11 protein-coding genes are annotated in these 14,591 nt (G+C 68.1%); 4 read left to right on the top strand and 7 right to left on the bottom strand.

Going from position 1 to position 14,591, the window contains the following annotated elements; translation table 11 throughout:
- Positions 1 to 38: 38 nt before the first annotated feature.
- From rsmG to ABZ904_RS13435, 4 genes are all read left to right on the top strand, one after another.
- The gene (gene rsmG / locus ABZ904_RS13450; RefSeq protein ID WP_361823078.1) at positions 39 to 755 is read left to right on the top strand and encodes a 16S rRNA (guanine(527)-N(7))-methyltransferase RsmG; all 717 of its coding nucleotides are present in this window, start codon (positions 39 to 41) and stop codon (positions 753 to 755) included.
- Between the two features lie 414 nt (positions 756 to 1,169).
- Positions 1,170 to 2,243, top strand: a complete 1,074-nt coding sequence (locus ABZ904_RS13445) for a ParA family protein (protein WP_359390733.1) — start codon at positions 1,170 to 1,172, stop codon at positions 2,241 to 2,243.
- Positions 2,240 to 3,391: a ParB/RepB/Spo0J family partition protein gene (locus ABZ904_RS13440; RefSeq protein ID WP_361823075.1), complete on the top strand. Its 1,152-nt coding sequence runs from the start codon at positions 2,240 to 2,242 to the stop codon at positions 3,389 to 3,391. Before ABZ904_RS13445 ends, ABZ904_RS13440 begins: the two co-directional genes overlap by 4 nt.
- A gap of 322 nt (positions 3,392 to 3,713) precedes the next feature.
- Positions 3,714 to 4,331 carry a GNAT family N-acetyltransferase gene (locus ABZ904_RS13435; RefSeq protein ID WP_359390520.1) on the top strand — a complete coding sequence of 206 codons (618 nt, stop codon included), beginning with the start codon at positions 3,714 to 3,716 and terminating at the stop codon, positions 4,329 to 4,331.
- 128 nt (positions 4,332 to 4,459) lie between these two features.
- On the opposite strand, the gene trxA is transcribed toward ABZ904_RS13435, so the two are convergent.
- From trxA to ABZ904_RS13400, 7 genes are all read right to left on the bottom strand, one after another.
- Positions 4,460 to 4,792 (bottom strand): thioredoxin, encoded by a 333-nt coding sequence (trxA, locus tag ABZ904_RS13430; RefSeq protein WP_359390522.1) that lies wholly within the window; start codon positions 4,790 to 4,792, stop codon positions 4,460 to 4,462.
- A 42-nt stretch (positions 4,793 to 4,834) separates the two neighbouring features.
- Positions 4,835 to 5,806 (bottom strand): thioredoxin-disulfide reductase, encoded by a 972-nt coding sequence (gene trxB / locus ABZ904_RS13425; RefSeq protein ID WP_360990988.1) that lies wholly within the window; start codon positions 5,804 to 5,806, stop codon positions 4,835 to 4,837.
- A 217-nt stretch (positions 5,807 to 6,023) separates the two neighbouring features.
- Positions 6,024 to 6,956, bottom strand: coding sequence for a hypothetical protein (locus ABZ904_RS13420; RefSeq protein ID WP_361823072.1), 933 nt, complete (start codon positions 6,954 to 6,956; stop codon positions 6,024 to 6,026).
- Positions 6,953 to 7,666: an RNA polymerase sigma factor SigM gene (gene sigM / locus ABZ904_RS13415; protein ID WP_361823070.1), complete on the bottom strand. Its 714-nt coding sequence runs from the start codon at positions 7,664 to 7,666 to the stop codon at positions 6,953 to 6,955. The genes ABZ904_RS13420 and sigM overlap by 4 nt, the downstream gene beginning before the upstream one ends.
- Positions 7,667 to 7,948: 282 nt before the next feature.
- Complete coding sequence (locus tag ABZ904_RS13410) at positions 7,949 to 9,673, bottom strand: protein kinase family protein (protein ID WP_359390534.1); 1,725 nt, start codon at positions 9,671 to 9,673, stop codon at positions 7,949 to 7,951.
- Positions 9,674 to 9,791: 118 nt separating this feature from the next.
- Entirely contained in the window at positions 9,792 to 12,104 is a 2,313-nt protein-coding gene (murJ, locus tag ABZ904_RS13405) for a murein biosynthesis integral membrane protein MurJ (RefSeq protein WP_361823067.1), read from the bottom strand.
- A gap of 46 nt (positions 12,105 to 12,150) precedes the next feature.
- On the bottom strand, positions 12,151 to 14,589 hold the full coding sequence (locus ABZ904_RS13400; RefSeq protein ID WP_361823065.1) for a DUF6049 family protein: 2,439 nt from the start codon (positions 14,587 to 14,589) through the stop codon (positions 12,151 to 12,153).
- Positions 14,590 to 14,591 lie beyond the last annotated feature (2 nt).

Raw genomic sequence — 14,591 nt, 5'->3', positions numbered from 1 at the left:
CGCCCAGTGCGCTCATGCGGTACGGAAGGACGGTCCCCGTGACGGAGGCAGCAGAGCTTCCCCCTGTGCCCGAGCAGGCACGGGAGGTGTTCGGTGATCGCTTCGCGGACGCGGTCCGCTACGCGGAGATGCTCGCCGAGGCGGGTGTGCGACGCGGTCTGATCGGCCCACGGGAAGTGCCGCGGCTGTGGGAGCGACACCTGCTGAACTGTGCGGTGCTCTCGGAAGTCGTGCCCGAGGGGGTGACCGTGTGCGATGTGGGCTCCGGCGCCGGACTGCCCGGTATCCCCCTTGCCCTCGTACGGGACGACCTGAAGATCACGCTGCTTGAGCCGTTGCTGCGGCGGACCAATTTCCTCACGGAGGTCGTCGAACTCCTGGGCCTAGATCATGTGACCGTTGTCCGCGGCCGGGCCGAGGAGGTCATGGGCAAGCTGCCGCCGGTTCATGTGGTGACGGCCCGCGCCGTGGCCCCACTGGACCGCCTTGCCACCTGGGGCATTCCGCTGCTGCGTCCCTACGGGGAGATGCTCGCACTCAAGGGCGATACCGCGGAGGAGGAGCTGAAGAGTGCGTCCACGGCGCTGAGCAAGCTCGGCGCCGTGGAGACGTCGATCCTGCATGTCGGTGAGGGTGTGGTGGATCCCACGTCGACTGTGGTGCGGGTGGAGGTCGGAGAGAGCCCTGGTGGCGTTCGGTTCGCGGCCAAGCGGGCTAAGGCGGCACGCACGGGACGCACCCGACGGCGTCGCTGACGGCGCCGCGTCGCGCATGGAGCCGGAGGTGCTCTCCCCGGATGGGAGGGCACCTCCGGCTCCGTCTATGGGCCCTTTACGTGGCTTCTAGGGGCATCCGACGGGAGGGGGGAGCAGGTCGCCCCAGTGCTGCGGGTGACGAACGCCCTCCTCAAGAGGGGTTCCTCGGCGGAGTGTCGCTCACAAAAAGGGCAAATTGTTGTCATCGTGTTTCACGTGAAACGTCGCTCACTGCTGCACGGCATCATCAGTCGCGGTCGAGCCGCGGCCGAGCCCCGGGACCGCAAGCCCCTTGGTTCCCTCAGTAAACCGCCCACAAACGGCATTTCGTCCCCCGTGGAGGGCATGGCGTTGTCCACAGAGGTGGATTTCTCCACAGAAGACCAGACCTCACTGGTTCACGACCCCGAAGGCATGGGAGGCTCTGTTCATAGCGAGCCTGAAGTCGAGGAGAGTGAATCCTTGCGGTCCGACGCCAACATCGCGGGACCGATGACCGATCCGGTCCCTGGTCCCCGTACCGAGTCGATGGGGGAGGATGTTTCACGTGAAACACCGCCCCCGATGGACGACACTCCCATCGGCCGTGCTGCCCAACTTGCGGTGGAGGCACTAGGGCGCGCCGGTGAGGGGCTACCGCGGCCCGAACAGACCCGGGTCATGGTGGTTGCCAACCAGAAGGGCGGGGTGGGCAAGACCACGACGACGGTCAATCTCGCCGCTTCTCTCGCCCTGCACGGCGGCCGCGTCCTGGTGATCGATCTCGATCCTCAGGGCAATGCCTCCACGGCGCTGGGGATCGACCATCACGCCGAAGTTCCCTCCATCTATGACGTCTTGGTCGAGAGCAAGCCCCTCTCGGAGGTCGTCCAGCCAGTCCCCGATGTCGAGGGTCTCTTCTGTGCACCCGCCACGATCGATCTCGCCGGTGCGGAGATCGAGCTGGTGTCCCTGGTGGCCCGGGAGAGCCGGCTGCAGCGAGCGATTCAGTCCTACGAGCAGCCACTGGACTACGTCCTCATCGACTGCCCGCCCTCGCTCGGTCTTCTGACCGTCAACGCGCTGGTCGCCGGACAGGAAGTGCTCATTCCGATCCAGTGCGAGTACTACGCATTGGAGGGCCTGGGCCAACTGCTGCGCAACGTCGACCTGGTACGGGGTCATCTGAACCCGGCCTTGCATGTGTCGACCATCCTGCTCACCATGTACGACGGACGGACACGCCTTGCGTCCCAGGTAGCGGAAGAGGTGCGCACCCACTTCGGTGATGAGGTGCTGAGGACGAGCATTCCGCGCTCGGTCCGCATCTCCGAGGCGCCTAGCTATGGACAGACGGTGCTGACCTACGATCCAGGTTCGAGCGGTGCCCTCTCCTATCTTGAGGCGGCACGTGAGATCGCGCTGAGGGGTGTGGGCATCCACTACGACGCGCAGCAGGCCCATGTCGGCACCCAGACGGAACAGAACATGGTGGAGGGGATCCAGTGAGCGAGCGACGGAGGGGGTTGGGTCGTGGTCTCGGTGCACTGATCCCGGCTGCCCCGACCCCGGCAGGGGAGAAGGCGGTAGCTCCGGGCGGTGCACCCGGCTCCCCCGCAATGTCCCCCGTGCTGACAACGGATCGAGGGATAGCAGCCGCAAGGGTGGCCACACTTCCGGCTGTTTCACAGGAGACCGAGGAGCAGCCGACGAGCGAGGTCGTGGAGACGCCCGCGACTCCGCTTGGCGCCCACTTCGCCGAGCTGCCCCTGGACTTCATCAGCCCGAACCCGCGGCAGCCCCGTGAAGTGTTCGACGAAGATGCGCTCGCCGAACTCATCACCTCCATCAAGGAAGTGGGGCTCCTCCAGCCCATCGTGGTGCGGCAGACCGGCCCGTCACGCTATGAGCTCATCATGGGCGAGCGGCGCTGGAGGGCCTGCCGGGAAGCCGGTCTCGACCTCATCCCGGCGATCGTGCGAGCCACGGACGACGAGAAGCTTCTCCTGGACGCGCTCCTGGAGAACCTGCATCGTGCCCAGCTGAATCCGCTGGAAGAGGCAGCCGCCTACGATCAGCTCCTCAAGGACTTCAACTGCACCCATGATCAGCTGGCGGACCGTATCGGCCGGTCCCGCCCTCAGGTCTCCAACACTCTTCGACTGCTGAAGCTGTCGCCGGCGGTCCAGCGGCGGGTTGCCGCCGGGGTACTGTCCGCAGGGCATGCGCGAGCCCTGCTGTCCGTCGAGGACTCGGAGGAGCAGGACCGGCTGGCCCACCGGATCGTGGCGGAGGGGCTGTCCGTGCGAGCCGTCGAGGAGATCGTCACCCTCATGGGATCACGGCCGCAGAGTGCCCCGCGCTCCAAGGGACCGCGCGCCGGCACTCGGGTCTCTCCGGCGCTCAGTGAGCTGGCGACCCGGCTCTCGGACCGCTTCGAGACCCGGGTGAAGGTCGACCTCGGACAGAAAAAGGGGAAGATCACCGTTGAGTTCGCGTCGATAGACGACCTCGAGCGGATCCTGGGCACGCTTGCACCGGGCGAAGGATCTGTCTTCCAGCCGAGCCATGTGGACGGTGACTCCGAGTTCGCCGAGGACTTCGACGAAACTGAGCACTCCGAGGACCTCCAGCACGCCGAGGTGCCGGAGAGCTGAGGCGCCGGATGGCGAGATAGGAAGTGCCCGACCATCAGAGCGGGCCGTGTCTGGTGTGTACCGGAACACGGTCCGCTCTTTGCTTTCAGGCGGTATCGATGGAATCGCATCATGGATACGATGCGTTCGGGTATGGCGCATCCACCTGGCGACACCTTTATCGGGGAGGCAGGGTCATGCGAACCATGAGCCGCACCGGACTGATGACCGCAGGCCTAGGCCTGGGAGCGGTCGGCGGGTTCGTCGGCAGCCTGCTCATGGAGCGGGGCATTCTGACAGCCGCCCGCGGCGCTGCGGGCGAAGGAAGCGAGGAACAGGCTTCATGGGCCGTCGGCTCGTACCGCTCACGCTGGACAACCTTCAGGACCTTCCCAACCGCTGCCGGTCGTGCGTCTTCTGGGAACTCGACCCCGTCAGTGGTGAAGCCGCGGTAAGGACCGGGACGTCCGCGCTCGAGAAGGAAGCGTGGATCTCCGCCGTCCTGCTGGACTGGGGATCGTGCGGCCGAGTGGTGTACGTGGACGAGGTACCCGTGGGCTTTGTGCTGTACGCGCCACCGGCCTACGTCCCCCGTTCCTCCGCTTTCCCCACCAGCCCTGTGTCGCCGGATGCGGTCCAGCTGATCACCGCCTTCATCATGCCTGGCTACCAGGGCCAGGGCCTGGGCCGTGTGATGGTCCAGACAGTCGCCAAGGATCTGCTGCGGCGTGGCTTCAAGGCGATCGAAGCGTTCGGCGATGCCCGCTGGAAGGAGCCGGCCTGTCTTCTGCCTGCCGAGCATCTCCTGGCGGTGGGCTTCAAGACGGTGCGTCCACATCCGACGTATCCCCGGCTTCGGCTGGAGCTGCGCACGACGCTGTCGTGGAAGGAAGATGTGGAGCTGGCGCTGGACCGCCTTCTGGGAGCCGTTCAGAAGGAGCCGGCCCTCCGGCCGCTGTGACCGACGCTGCTCCTCCTCTGCTTCCGCATCCATGTACCTGCGCCATACGAATGGGCCAGCCCCAGAGGGCTGGCCCATTCGTGTTTCACGTGAAACATCGCCGCTTGGGTTCAGCGACGCCCGCCGTCTTACTCGGCGATGAAGTCCTCAAGGTCGCGGACGAGCGCGGCCTTCGGCTTGGCGCCGACGATCGTCTTGGCGACCTCGCCGCCCTGGTAGACGTTCAGGGTCGGGATCGACATGACACCGTACTTGGCGGCAGTGGCCGGGTTCTCGTCGATGTTGAGCTTGACGACCTCGATCTTGTCGCCGTACTCGGCGGCGATCGACTCGAGCGACGGCGCGATCTGGCGGCAGGGACCGCACCAGGCGGCCCAGAAGTCCACCAGGACGGGCTTGTCGCTCTTGAGGACGTCCTGGTCGAAGGAGTCGTCGGTCACATTCTTCAGGGTGCCGGCCACGGCGGGCTCCTAACTTGGTGATGCGGTGGGGCGGAAGGGGGGTCAGACGGTGGTCTTCTCAGGCTCGGCCTGCTGCTCGCTGTCCGCCAGAGCGGAGAGGAAGCGCTCGGCGTCGAGGGCGGCGGAGCAACCGGTACCGGCCGCCGTGATCGCCTGGCGGTAGGTGTGGTCGACCACGTCGCCAGCGCCGAAGACACCGGTCAGGTTGGTCCGGGTAGAGGGGGCGTCCACCTTGAGGTAGCCCTCCTCGTCAAGGTTGAGCTGGCCCTTGAAGAGTTCAGTGCGAGGGTCGTGCCCGATCGCGATGAACAGACCGGTCACCGGCAGCTCGCTGAGTTCTGCGGTCTTCAGGTTGCGCAGCGTCAGGCTTTCCAGCTTCGGGTCGCCCTTGATCTCGGCGACCTCGCTGTCCCAGACGAACTTGATCTTCGGGTCGGCGAAGGCACGGTCCTGCATCGCCTTGGACGCCCGCAGGGTGTCCCGGCGGTGGACGATCGTCACGGACTTGGCGAACCGGGAGAGGAAGGTGGCTTCCTCCATGGCGGTGTCGCCGCCGCCGATCACGGCGATGTCCTGGTCCTTGAAGAAGAAGCCGTCACAGGTGGCGCACCAGGAGACACCGCGCCCGGAGAGAGCGTCCTCGTTCGGCAGACCCAGCTTGCGGTGCTGAGAGCCGGTGGCGACGATGACGGACTTTGCCTTGTGCACCGTACCGGCGGTGTCCGTGACGGTCTTGATCTCACCGCTGAGGTCGACGGAGACAACGTCGTCCGGGACGAGTTCGGCACCGAAGCGCTCGGCCTGCGCGCGCATGTTGTCCATGAGCTCGGGGCCCATGATGCCGTCCTGGAAGCCGGGGAAGTTCTCCACGTCGGTGGTGTTCATCAGCGCACCGCCGGCAGTGACGGCGCCCTCGAACACCAGGGGCTTCAGCGACGCACGGGCGGTGTAGAGCGCCGCCGTATAGCCGGCGGGCCCAGAGCCGATGATGATCACGTTACGGACGTCGCTCACGGCTTGGTTCCTCGTCTCTCGAGACTGCTGCTGCTACTCGTGGAGGCTCTCTCTGTACTCTCACCCCACCCAACGGATCCTAAGGGGCCCGCATTCCCGGTGTGCCCGGGCACACGAGGAGAGGGCTCCGCACACAGATGCCAAGCGGTACCTGGGCTCCGGCCACGCGGCCGGAACGCCTCAGGAGTGGGCGGGCGAGTGGGACGGCAAGGCTGTCTCAGGAGCGGGCGTAGGAGTGGGACAGCAGCACCTTGCCAGGCGACACAGGCACCCGCTTCACACACGCGGCGTCGACGATGTACGCAGTGACCTTGTCGCTGTCGGTGGCGTTGGGAGTGACCACGAGATAGACCGCGGTGCCCCGGAAGACACCCGTGTCGGCGGCGAGCACGGCCAGGTTCGTCGGTACGGCCCGCTCGATGCACTCCGGGACGCTGACGGTGGTGTCCTGGAGCGTCGTGTTCGGCTGCATGCCGGACGACTCCGTCGTGGCGCCGTCGGACTCGAGGCCCCACGGCTTGGAGCTGCCGGACCTGACGTCTCCCGTCTTCTTCCTCCCGGCGAGCATGTTCGCCACCTGGCTCTGCAGGGTGCCCTCGGCGTAGGTGTGTGCCGCGTCGGTGTGCGCCTGGGGGGTCGCCTGCGGAGCCTTTGCGGAGTCGTCGGACAGGGTCTGCACCAGTAGGGTCCCCAGTCCCACAGCGGCCGCTGTGAAGACGGCTGCCAGAGCCACAGTCCTGGGGCGGCCGCGACGAGAGCGCTTGATGCGACCGGGCCCGGTGGTGGCACGACCGTGACCCGGCGGGCGGACGGTCGGGGAAGAGGGCGATGTTTCACGTGAAACATCAGCGTCGGCAGTCACTGGAGAGGGGCCCTCCGTGGCGTTGAGCGCTGTCGCGTCGAGCAGAGCCTCCGCGGCGAGTGCCGCGTCAATGCGCCCGGCAACGTCGTCCGGCATCCGCTCGGGTCCTGGCAACGTGCCCAGGAGACCGCGGATCTCCTCGAGGGAGGCGTACACGTCGCGGCAGAGGGCGCAGTCGTCGAGGTGCCGCCGTACGTCCGCGCTCCTGGAGGGCGGGAGAACACCTTCACTGAGGTCGGAAAGCTCTTCGACTTCCGGGTGTCCGGCTGTGCCGGTCGTGGATGTCACGCTCGCCCACCTCCGCCCTTCACAGCAGCTGAATCGCTTGGCCCTGCATCCTGTGGTCCTGCTGCGGGTGGGACGGACGTCCCCTCCGCCCGGTTCCGTCCACCCGCCGACTTCTTGCCGTCCCCGCCGCCACCCTCCGCCCGGAGATGAGTGAGCAGCGGCAGCAGTCTGGCTCTGCCGCGGGCGCAGCGGCTCTTCACCGTCCCGGTCGGCACATCGAGGATGCGGGCGGCCTCCGCGACCGGATACCCCTGCATGTCCACCAGGACGAGCGCAGCCCGCTGATCCACCGGCAGAGTGCCCAGGGCTTCCAGCAGCTCACGGTGCAGATCGTTGCGCTCGGCCGGAGCGGACGCCGATTCATGCGGTTCCAGGAGCTGCTCCAGCCGCTCTGTGTCATCGACCGGCGAGGTCTTCCTGGAGGCCGCCTTGCGGGCGCGGTCGAGACAGGCGTTCACCGTGATCCGGTGCAGCCACGTGGTGACGGCCGACTGGCCACGAAAAGTGTGGGCGGCCCGGTAGGCGGAGACGAGGGCGTCCTGAACGGCGTCGGCGGCTTCCTCGCGGTCCCCGAGCGTCCTCAGAGCGACGGCCCAGAGCCGGTCGCGGTGTCGGCGCACGAGTTCGCCGAAGGCGTCGGGATCGCCGTCGACATGACGGGCGAGGAGATCAGAATCTGAGAGATCGGCTTGGCCCCGCCCGCTATCCACGCATTTCCCCCGACTCCCTAGGGGAGGCAACCGTGACGCTGTTACCCGACTCGGAAACTGACCAACAGGATGCCACAGAGTCAGGACGGTCAAGGCGGTGGTGCCGGATCTTCCCGACTATGCCCCCGACGCCTCCATGAATTGGCTGAGGGCCTACCGAAACCTTGGCGAGCCCTCCAAGCCGTGCGGTACCGGTCGCGCCCCTGGGCGTCCTACGAGACCACCCAGGAGCCGAGCCTCGGGCAACAGGGCGTTGATCGCTCCCTGCCTTCGACGTGGACGTCAGCCCGTGAACTTCACTTCGGTGATGGCCTGCTTGTAGCCCGGGTCGCTGTAGGCACTCGCATCCCTTCCCGAGTACGGCACAGCGGTGATCCAGACGAGGACGTACCGCGTCTTCGCCGATGCGGCGACCTTCACGGTGGCAGTGGTGCCGCTCGTCGTGACGGAACCGATCTTCCGCATCGAGTCCATCGAGGCCGGCGTCAGCGTGTCGGCCGTGTACAGGTCGACCGTCGTGTGATCGCCTGCGTAGCGGAGCCCGATGGTCGCCTTGGCGGGTTCCTGAGCCGAGCCGAGGTCGTAGACGATGCCCACGCCCGGCTTGTACGGAGCGAGCGCGGGACCTTCTACGAAGGTGTTGCTCTTCCAGTACGTCGAGCTGTCGCCGTCGTACGTCTTGCCGACGTCCTGGGGGTGCTGGGCGTCGCCCTTGGCCACGAACTCCTGAGCGCCTTGGATCTTGAGCGTCCTGACCGGCTTGGCCGGGCTGCCGCCGTTCTTGTCGTTCCCGTCCGTCGTCTGCGTCTGGTGCGTGTCGTTGGACTTCTCGCCGTGGTCCATGAGTGCTTCCGCCAGCTGCCAGCTCCCCAGCCCCAAGGCGGCGATCAGCAAGGCGGACACGACCCACTTGAGCGCCTTGCCGGTGGGGCTCTGCAGCGGGGGCGGCGGGGCCGGAACGGGTGCGGTGGCGCCCGGATGCGTCGAGGGGCGGCCGTAGGTGCCCTGCTGGTACGTGGTGCGTTGGTACTCGGGCGGCGCGGTGAACGCCGGCTCCGGCGGGCGGATGCGGGGCATCTCGCCGATCGCCTTCACCAGCTCCTCCGGCGTGGTGCACGCAGACTCGTGCCGGGAGGCGGTGGCACCGTCATTGACCAGCGCACGCATGGAGAGCTCGGACAGACCGCGGTGGACGCCCGCGCGCACCTGGTCGGGCGCGATCAGGCCCACGCCCTTGGGCAGCCCGGACAGTCCGTAGGCGTCGTCCTCGTAGGGCCAGCGCTGGGTGAGGGCGGCGTACAGGAGCGCGCCGATGGCCTCGGTGTCGGTGCGCTGCGGGGTGTCGGAGCCGATGCCGCGCAGGGCCGCGTTCACCGCGAGACCGCGGATGCGCCACTGGCCGGAGGAGGTCCGCAGGATGGTGCCCGGGTTCAGGCGCAGATGGGCCAGGCCCTCGCGGTGGGCGGCGGCCATCGCCTGGGTGACCTGCGTGACCATCTGGTAGGCGTCGTGCGCCTCCAGTGGCCCGGAGGCGAGCAGGGTGGTCAGCTCGGCGGCGTCGGGCAGCCACTCGTGCACGACATAGACGACGTCGTTCTCCTCGACGGCGTCCAGGACCTGCACAAAGCGGGGGTCGCCGAGCAGTGCGGAGGAGCGTGCCGCGGCCAGCACGGAACGCGCCCGTACGTGGTCCGCCGGCAGGATGTGAACGCCGACGGCACGCCGGAGTTTCTCGTCCACCGCACGCCAACTACTGAATCCGTCCAGACGGGTGACGCACTCCTCGAGGCGGTAGCGTCTGGCGAGTTTGTGGCCGCTGTGCAACTCGGGAGACGAAGCCTTTCCGGGACCCTCGGTCCCGCCACTCCCCTGTGCCTCGTCGCCGTCCGTATCCCGCTCCCGGTCCTGGGCCACCCCGTCGGACGTGGTCTGGTCCGCCTTGGCGGTCAGCGGCTCGTCACCGCTGTTGTCTGCCACGTCGACGGCAGCCGTGCTCCGTTCCGCCACCGTCGTTCCTGCCTCCCCATCCGTTGCGCACTGACCGACGCAGAAACCAATTGTGCCCACACTCCGTCGCTATGCACGACACACAGCAGCGGGCGATGGTTGTGCGCCTACCCCCGCCTCAGCGCCCGAGACGCCCGCGGATCATGCCGACCATTGAGTTGAGTTCCTCGATGCGCATCTTCCGTGCGGCGACGTAGAAGACACCGAGAAGCAGTGCGCCACCGCAGACCAGGGCGGCGAGCGAGCCGCCCACGCCCTGGCCCAGCGTGTGGCCGATTTCGTAGCAGGCCGCACCGCTCAGCAGAGCGGCCGGCACCGAGGCGATCCCCAGCCGTGCGTACGTACGCACCACCCGCGAGCCGTCCAGGTCGCCGTCCAGCCGGTTGCGCAGCCGGGCCCAGGCGACGCCGACACCGATCGCGTACGCCAGGCCGTACGAGGCCGCCATCCCGACCACGGCCCAGCGGGCCGGGAGCACGAAGTAGCAGACCGCTGAGGCGCCTGCGTTCACGACGGCCACGATGACCGTGTTGTAGAAGGGTGTCCGGGTGTCCTCGTACGCGTAGAAGGCGCGGAGCACGACGTACTGCACGGAGTACGGGATCAGGCCGAGGCCGAAGGCCATCAGCATGAAGCCCATGTTGGTCGCGTCGTTGATACCGGAGGAACCGAAGATCAGGGTACACATGGGGATGCCGAGCGCGAGGAACCCGAAGGCGATCGGCACGATCGCGACGGCGGTGGTGCGCAGGCCCTGGGAGATGTCGTCCCGGACGGCCCCGTCGTCGCCCTCGGCGGCCGAGCGCGAGATCCGCGGCAGCAGAGCGGCCATCAGGGACACGGTGATGATCGCCTGAGGGAGGCCCCAGATCAGCTGGGCGTTGGCGTAGGCGGCGAAGCCGGTGCCCTTGACGGGGGAAGCCTTGCCCGAAGCCGTGGACAGCTGGGTGACGACCATGGCGCCCGCCTGGTTGGCGAGGACGAACAGGACCGTCCACTTGGCGAGCATCGCGGCCTTGCCCAGGCCGTGGCCCCGCCAGTCGAAGCGCAGCCGGAGCCGGAAGCCGGTCTCGCGGAGGTACGGGATCATCGCCAGGGCCTGGACGACCAGTCCGAGCAGGACACCGATGCCCAGGAGCCGCTCGCCCTCCGGCGGGATGGTGTGGACGGTCATCCCGGAGTCCGCGGCAGTGCCGTAGACCCAGATGAACGCACCGAGCGTCACGATGATGACGATGTTGTTGAGGACCGGGGTCCACATCATCGCGCCGAACTTCCCACGCGCATTGAGGATCTGCCCCATCACCACATGGATGCCCATGAAGAAGATCGACGGCAGGAAGTAGCGGGTGAAGGTGACGGCGACGTCGTTGGCGGCCGGGTCGTTGGCCACGGGGACGGACAGGAACCGGACCAGCAGGGGTGCGCCGAGCATCGCCAGTGCGGTCAGCACGCCCAGCGCCACCATGACGAGCGTCAGCAGGCGGTTGGCGTACGCCTCGCCCCCGTCCTCGTCCTCCTTCATCGCACGGACGAGCTGGGGCACGAAGACGGAGTTGAGACCGCCGCCGACGGTGAGGATGTAGATCATCGTCGGGAGCTGGTAGGAGACCTGGAACGAGTCGCCCAGGAGCCCGAGGCCCAGTGCCGACACGATCAGCGCGGAGCGGATGAAGCCGGTGAGGCGGGAGACCATGGTGCCCGCGGCCATGACGGCGCTGGACTTCAGCAGGCCTGAGGCCCGTCCGCCCTTCGGCGCGGCCACGGGTGCCGGGGCAGGCGCCGCCGCCGGCGCGGCGGCCGAGGGAGGCACGGGAGCGTATGCCCGGGCGTCCTGAGCCGGCGGAGCGTACGAGGGCCCCGGGTACTGTCCCGCCGGGCTGTGGTGGGCGGACTGCGCCGGAGCCGGGCCGGGCACGGACGGCTGCTCCATGTAGGGATGGGCGGGATGGCCGCCACCCTGCTGCTGGTCACGGAAGAGATGAGCGAAGGCGTCCGGCTCGTGGTGTTCCTCGCCGGCTCGGGTGACCAGGTCGTCGACTCCCACGAACTGCGTCGTGCGCGGGTCGTCGCCGTACGGAAGGTACTGCGAGGGCCCCTCGGGTTCCGGTGTGGGCGGCTGGGCCCACACGCGCGGGTCGGGGGCGTACTGCGGTGGCGACGGCTGTGCGTACAGGGGCTGCTGCGGCTGGTAGCTGCCGGGGGGCGGCGGGGGGTGCGCGGCGCGGTCGTAGAGCGCTTCGGTCACCGGGTCCTGGGCGGAGAGGTCCTGTGCGCGGTAGGGGTCCTGGTCGTAGGCGTCCTGGAGGTACATGTCCGCCGGCGGCGGCTGCGAGGGCATCTGGCCGGGCTCGTGCGGCGGCGGGCCCCCGGGGTGGCCCTGGCTGCCCGCGGCACTCTGGCCGCGGTCACCGTCGTACGGCGCGTTCATGGTTACCCCACCTCATTGTCACCAGGCCCACCGGCCACGACATCGCTCAACGGTCCACTCTCTCACCCGCGCCGGACGGGTCGGCGCTTTCCGGTGCGGTGTCCGGTGTCGGGTCACTCGGCTGCTCCGGGGCGTCTGCCCCGGTCTCAGCCTCCGACTCCTGTTCGGGCGCCATGGCGGAACCTTCGGTGTCCCCAGTGTCTACGGGGCCGTCCGCACCCTTGTTCAGACCCCTCTGTTCCGAGTCGGCGTCCGGCCCCTGCGGGCCGCCCTCGCACTCCTCCTCAGCCTGGCGCGCGGCGATCCGCTTGCGCTGGGTGTACATGCGGAATCCGGCGAGCACCAGCAGGAGGACACCGCCGGCGATGACCAGCATCACCGTGGGCGTGATCTCCGTGACGTTCACATCGAAGGTGATGGGGGGCCCGTACGCCTGCCCGTCCTGTGTGAAGAGCTGGGCGACCACGGCGGCCCGGCCGTTGGCGTTGGCCGTGGTGGTGAACTTCACGGACTGGCTGTGGCCGCCCGAGACGGTGATGGGCTGCTCGTAGTAGGGGCCGTTGCCGACCTTCAGCCGGGTCGGCTGCTGCGAGGTGAGCCGCAGCACCAGGTGGTCGACCCCCTGCATCAGGTTGTTCTGCACGGTCACGGGGATCGTGGCGCTGCGGCCCGAGAGCTTGGTCTCGGACTTGTCGATCAGTCGGACCTGGTTGGTGAGCAGCTGGAGGTAGGACCCCACGTCCAGACGGAACACGGACGCCTGGGTGGTGTGCCCGCGCCAGGAGGTGGACGTGGCGCGGTCTATGGCGCGGCCGAAGGGAGTGGCGACCCGCGAGGGGTCGTTGAGGATCACCTTGAAGTTGTCGAGTTTGTCCTGGGTGTCCTCGATCTGCTGGAAGGCCGACTGCGGAAGCTCGGCCTTGCGCAGTGAGGAGGGGTAGCGGTACGCGGACGGCACCTTTGTCGTGGCACTCGGATCCGGCCTGACCTTGGCCGCTTCGGACAGCCCGGCGGACTGCGACCAGCGGGTGCTCTGGAGGGCCGTCAGCGCCTGTGCCATCGACTGCGCCTGGCTGCCGGACGGCATCCGCTGGGGGGCCACGACGATGCTGCGTTCCTTGTCCGGCTCCTGCAGGTTGATCATCAGGCTCTGGGCCAGGAACTTCTGCACGGCGAGCGTGGAGCCGCCGGCAGAGGTCATGTCGCCCTCGAACGCCGTGGAGAGGCCGGCGTCCGCGACCACGGCCGTCGTCCCGCCGCCGATGGGGCGAGCGGCGGTGGGCGTGTAGGACAGCTGGTTGTCCTGGAGGCTGTCACTGCGGGCGATCACCTTGTCGGCGCCCGCAGAGGTGGCGACCTTGACGATGGAGGGGTCGATCGCGCCGTTCACGGGCCAGGCGAAGTCCGTCTCGGGTTTCACGTGGAGGATGGTCTCCACAGTGCTCCCCGCGACGTCCGTGGCGTCCTTGAGATGACTCAGGGAGCCGGTGACGTTCTTGCCGTCGTGCGCGAACGAGGCGAGGTCGGGGTCGGCGAAGGGGAGAGCGACGACCTCTTTGTTCTGGACCGCCTTCTCCAGGTCGGCGAGCCACTGTTTGGCGACCCCCTGGTTCTTGCCCGGCGTGACGCTGCCGCTTTCGCCCTTGACGCTGTAGGTGCCGGTCATCGCGTCCACGGAGGCAAGAAGATCGGGGTCGATCACCCAGGTGACGTCGAGGCCACTGCCCTGCGACAGGAGCTGGGAGAGACGGCCGCCCGGAGAGAGCTCCTGGGCCAGGTCGTCGTTCTGGAACACGGGTGTCTGCTGCTGGTTGGGCAGCGTCTCGGCGGTCATGTGGACCGGGGAGATCAGCGGCCACAAGTACGTCGTCTTCGTCCTCACGGAGGCGCCGTCGGGCTGCCAGGGCAGGAAGGTCCGCTGGATGCCGAGTACGTGCTCGTACGGCTCCGCGGCGGTCTGTCCGGAAAGCGAGACGCCGAGCTGGTAGACGCCGTCGGAGCCGAGATCCAGATCCTTGACCGGCACGGAGATGTTGAAGGCCTGTGCGATACCCGGGGGGAGCTTGTCGAACTTCTCGGTGTACTTGTCGCCGATCTCGGCACCGTCGGCGCTCTGCTGGAAGCCGGTGCGGTCGGCGGCGTCGTCGATGGCCGAGCGGCTGGTCAGACGCGTCGGGCTGACCCGTAGTCCCACATGGGCCCCTGTGACGGCCTGCTTGCTGTTGTTGGTGACCGTGCCCGAGACGGTCAGCGTGTCGCCGTCGCTCGGCGCGCTCGGGGTGAGCGAGTCGAGGGAGACACTGACCGTACGGGAACCGTCGGCATCCGTCGGGGAGCCCTTCTCCGCGGCGTGCGCCATCGGGCCGGCGGGCAGCTGCAACAGGCCGGCCAGCAGAGGCGCGCCCGCGATCAGCGCTCCGGTACGCCGGAGCCACCGACGGGCAGGTGAGGGACTCATCCCCTGAAAGTCTGCCGCCTCGGCCACGC

Source organism: Streptomyces sp. NPDC046900 (genome assembly GCF_040644975.1).
Lineage (GTDB): Bacteria > Actinomycetota > Actinomycetes > Streptomycetales > Streptomycetaceae > Streptomyces.
The sequence above is the reverse complement of the archived record's forward strand: the minus strand, read 5'-3'. Positions and strand labels throughout refer to the sequence as shown.

Coding starts and splice junctions, on each gene's coding strand:
- ABZ904_RS13445 (WP_359390733.1), top strand. CDS start 1,170: ATGGGAGGCTCTGTTCATAGCGAGCCTGAAGTCGAGGAGAGTGAATCC.
- ABZ904_RS13435 (WP_359390520.1), top strand. CDS start 3,714: ATGGGCCGTCGGCTCGTACCGCTCACGCTGGACAACCTTCAGGACCTT.
- murJ (WP_361823067.1), bottom strand. CDS start 12,104: ATGAACGCGCCGTACGACGGTGACCGCGGCCAGAGTGCCGCGGGCAGC.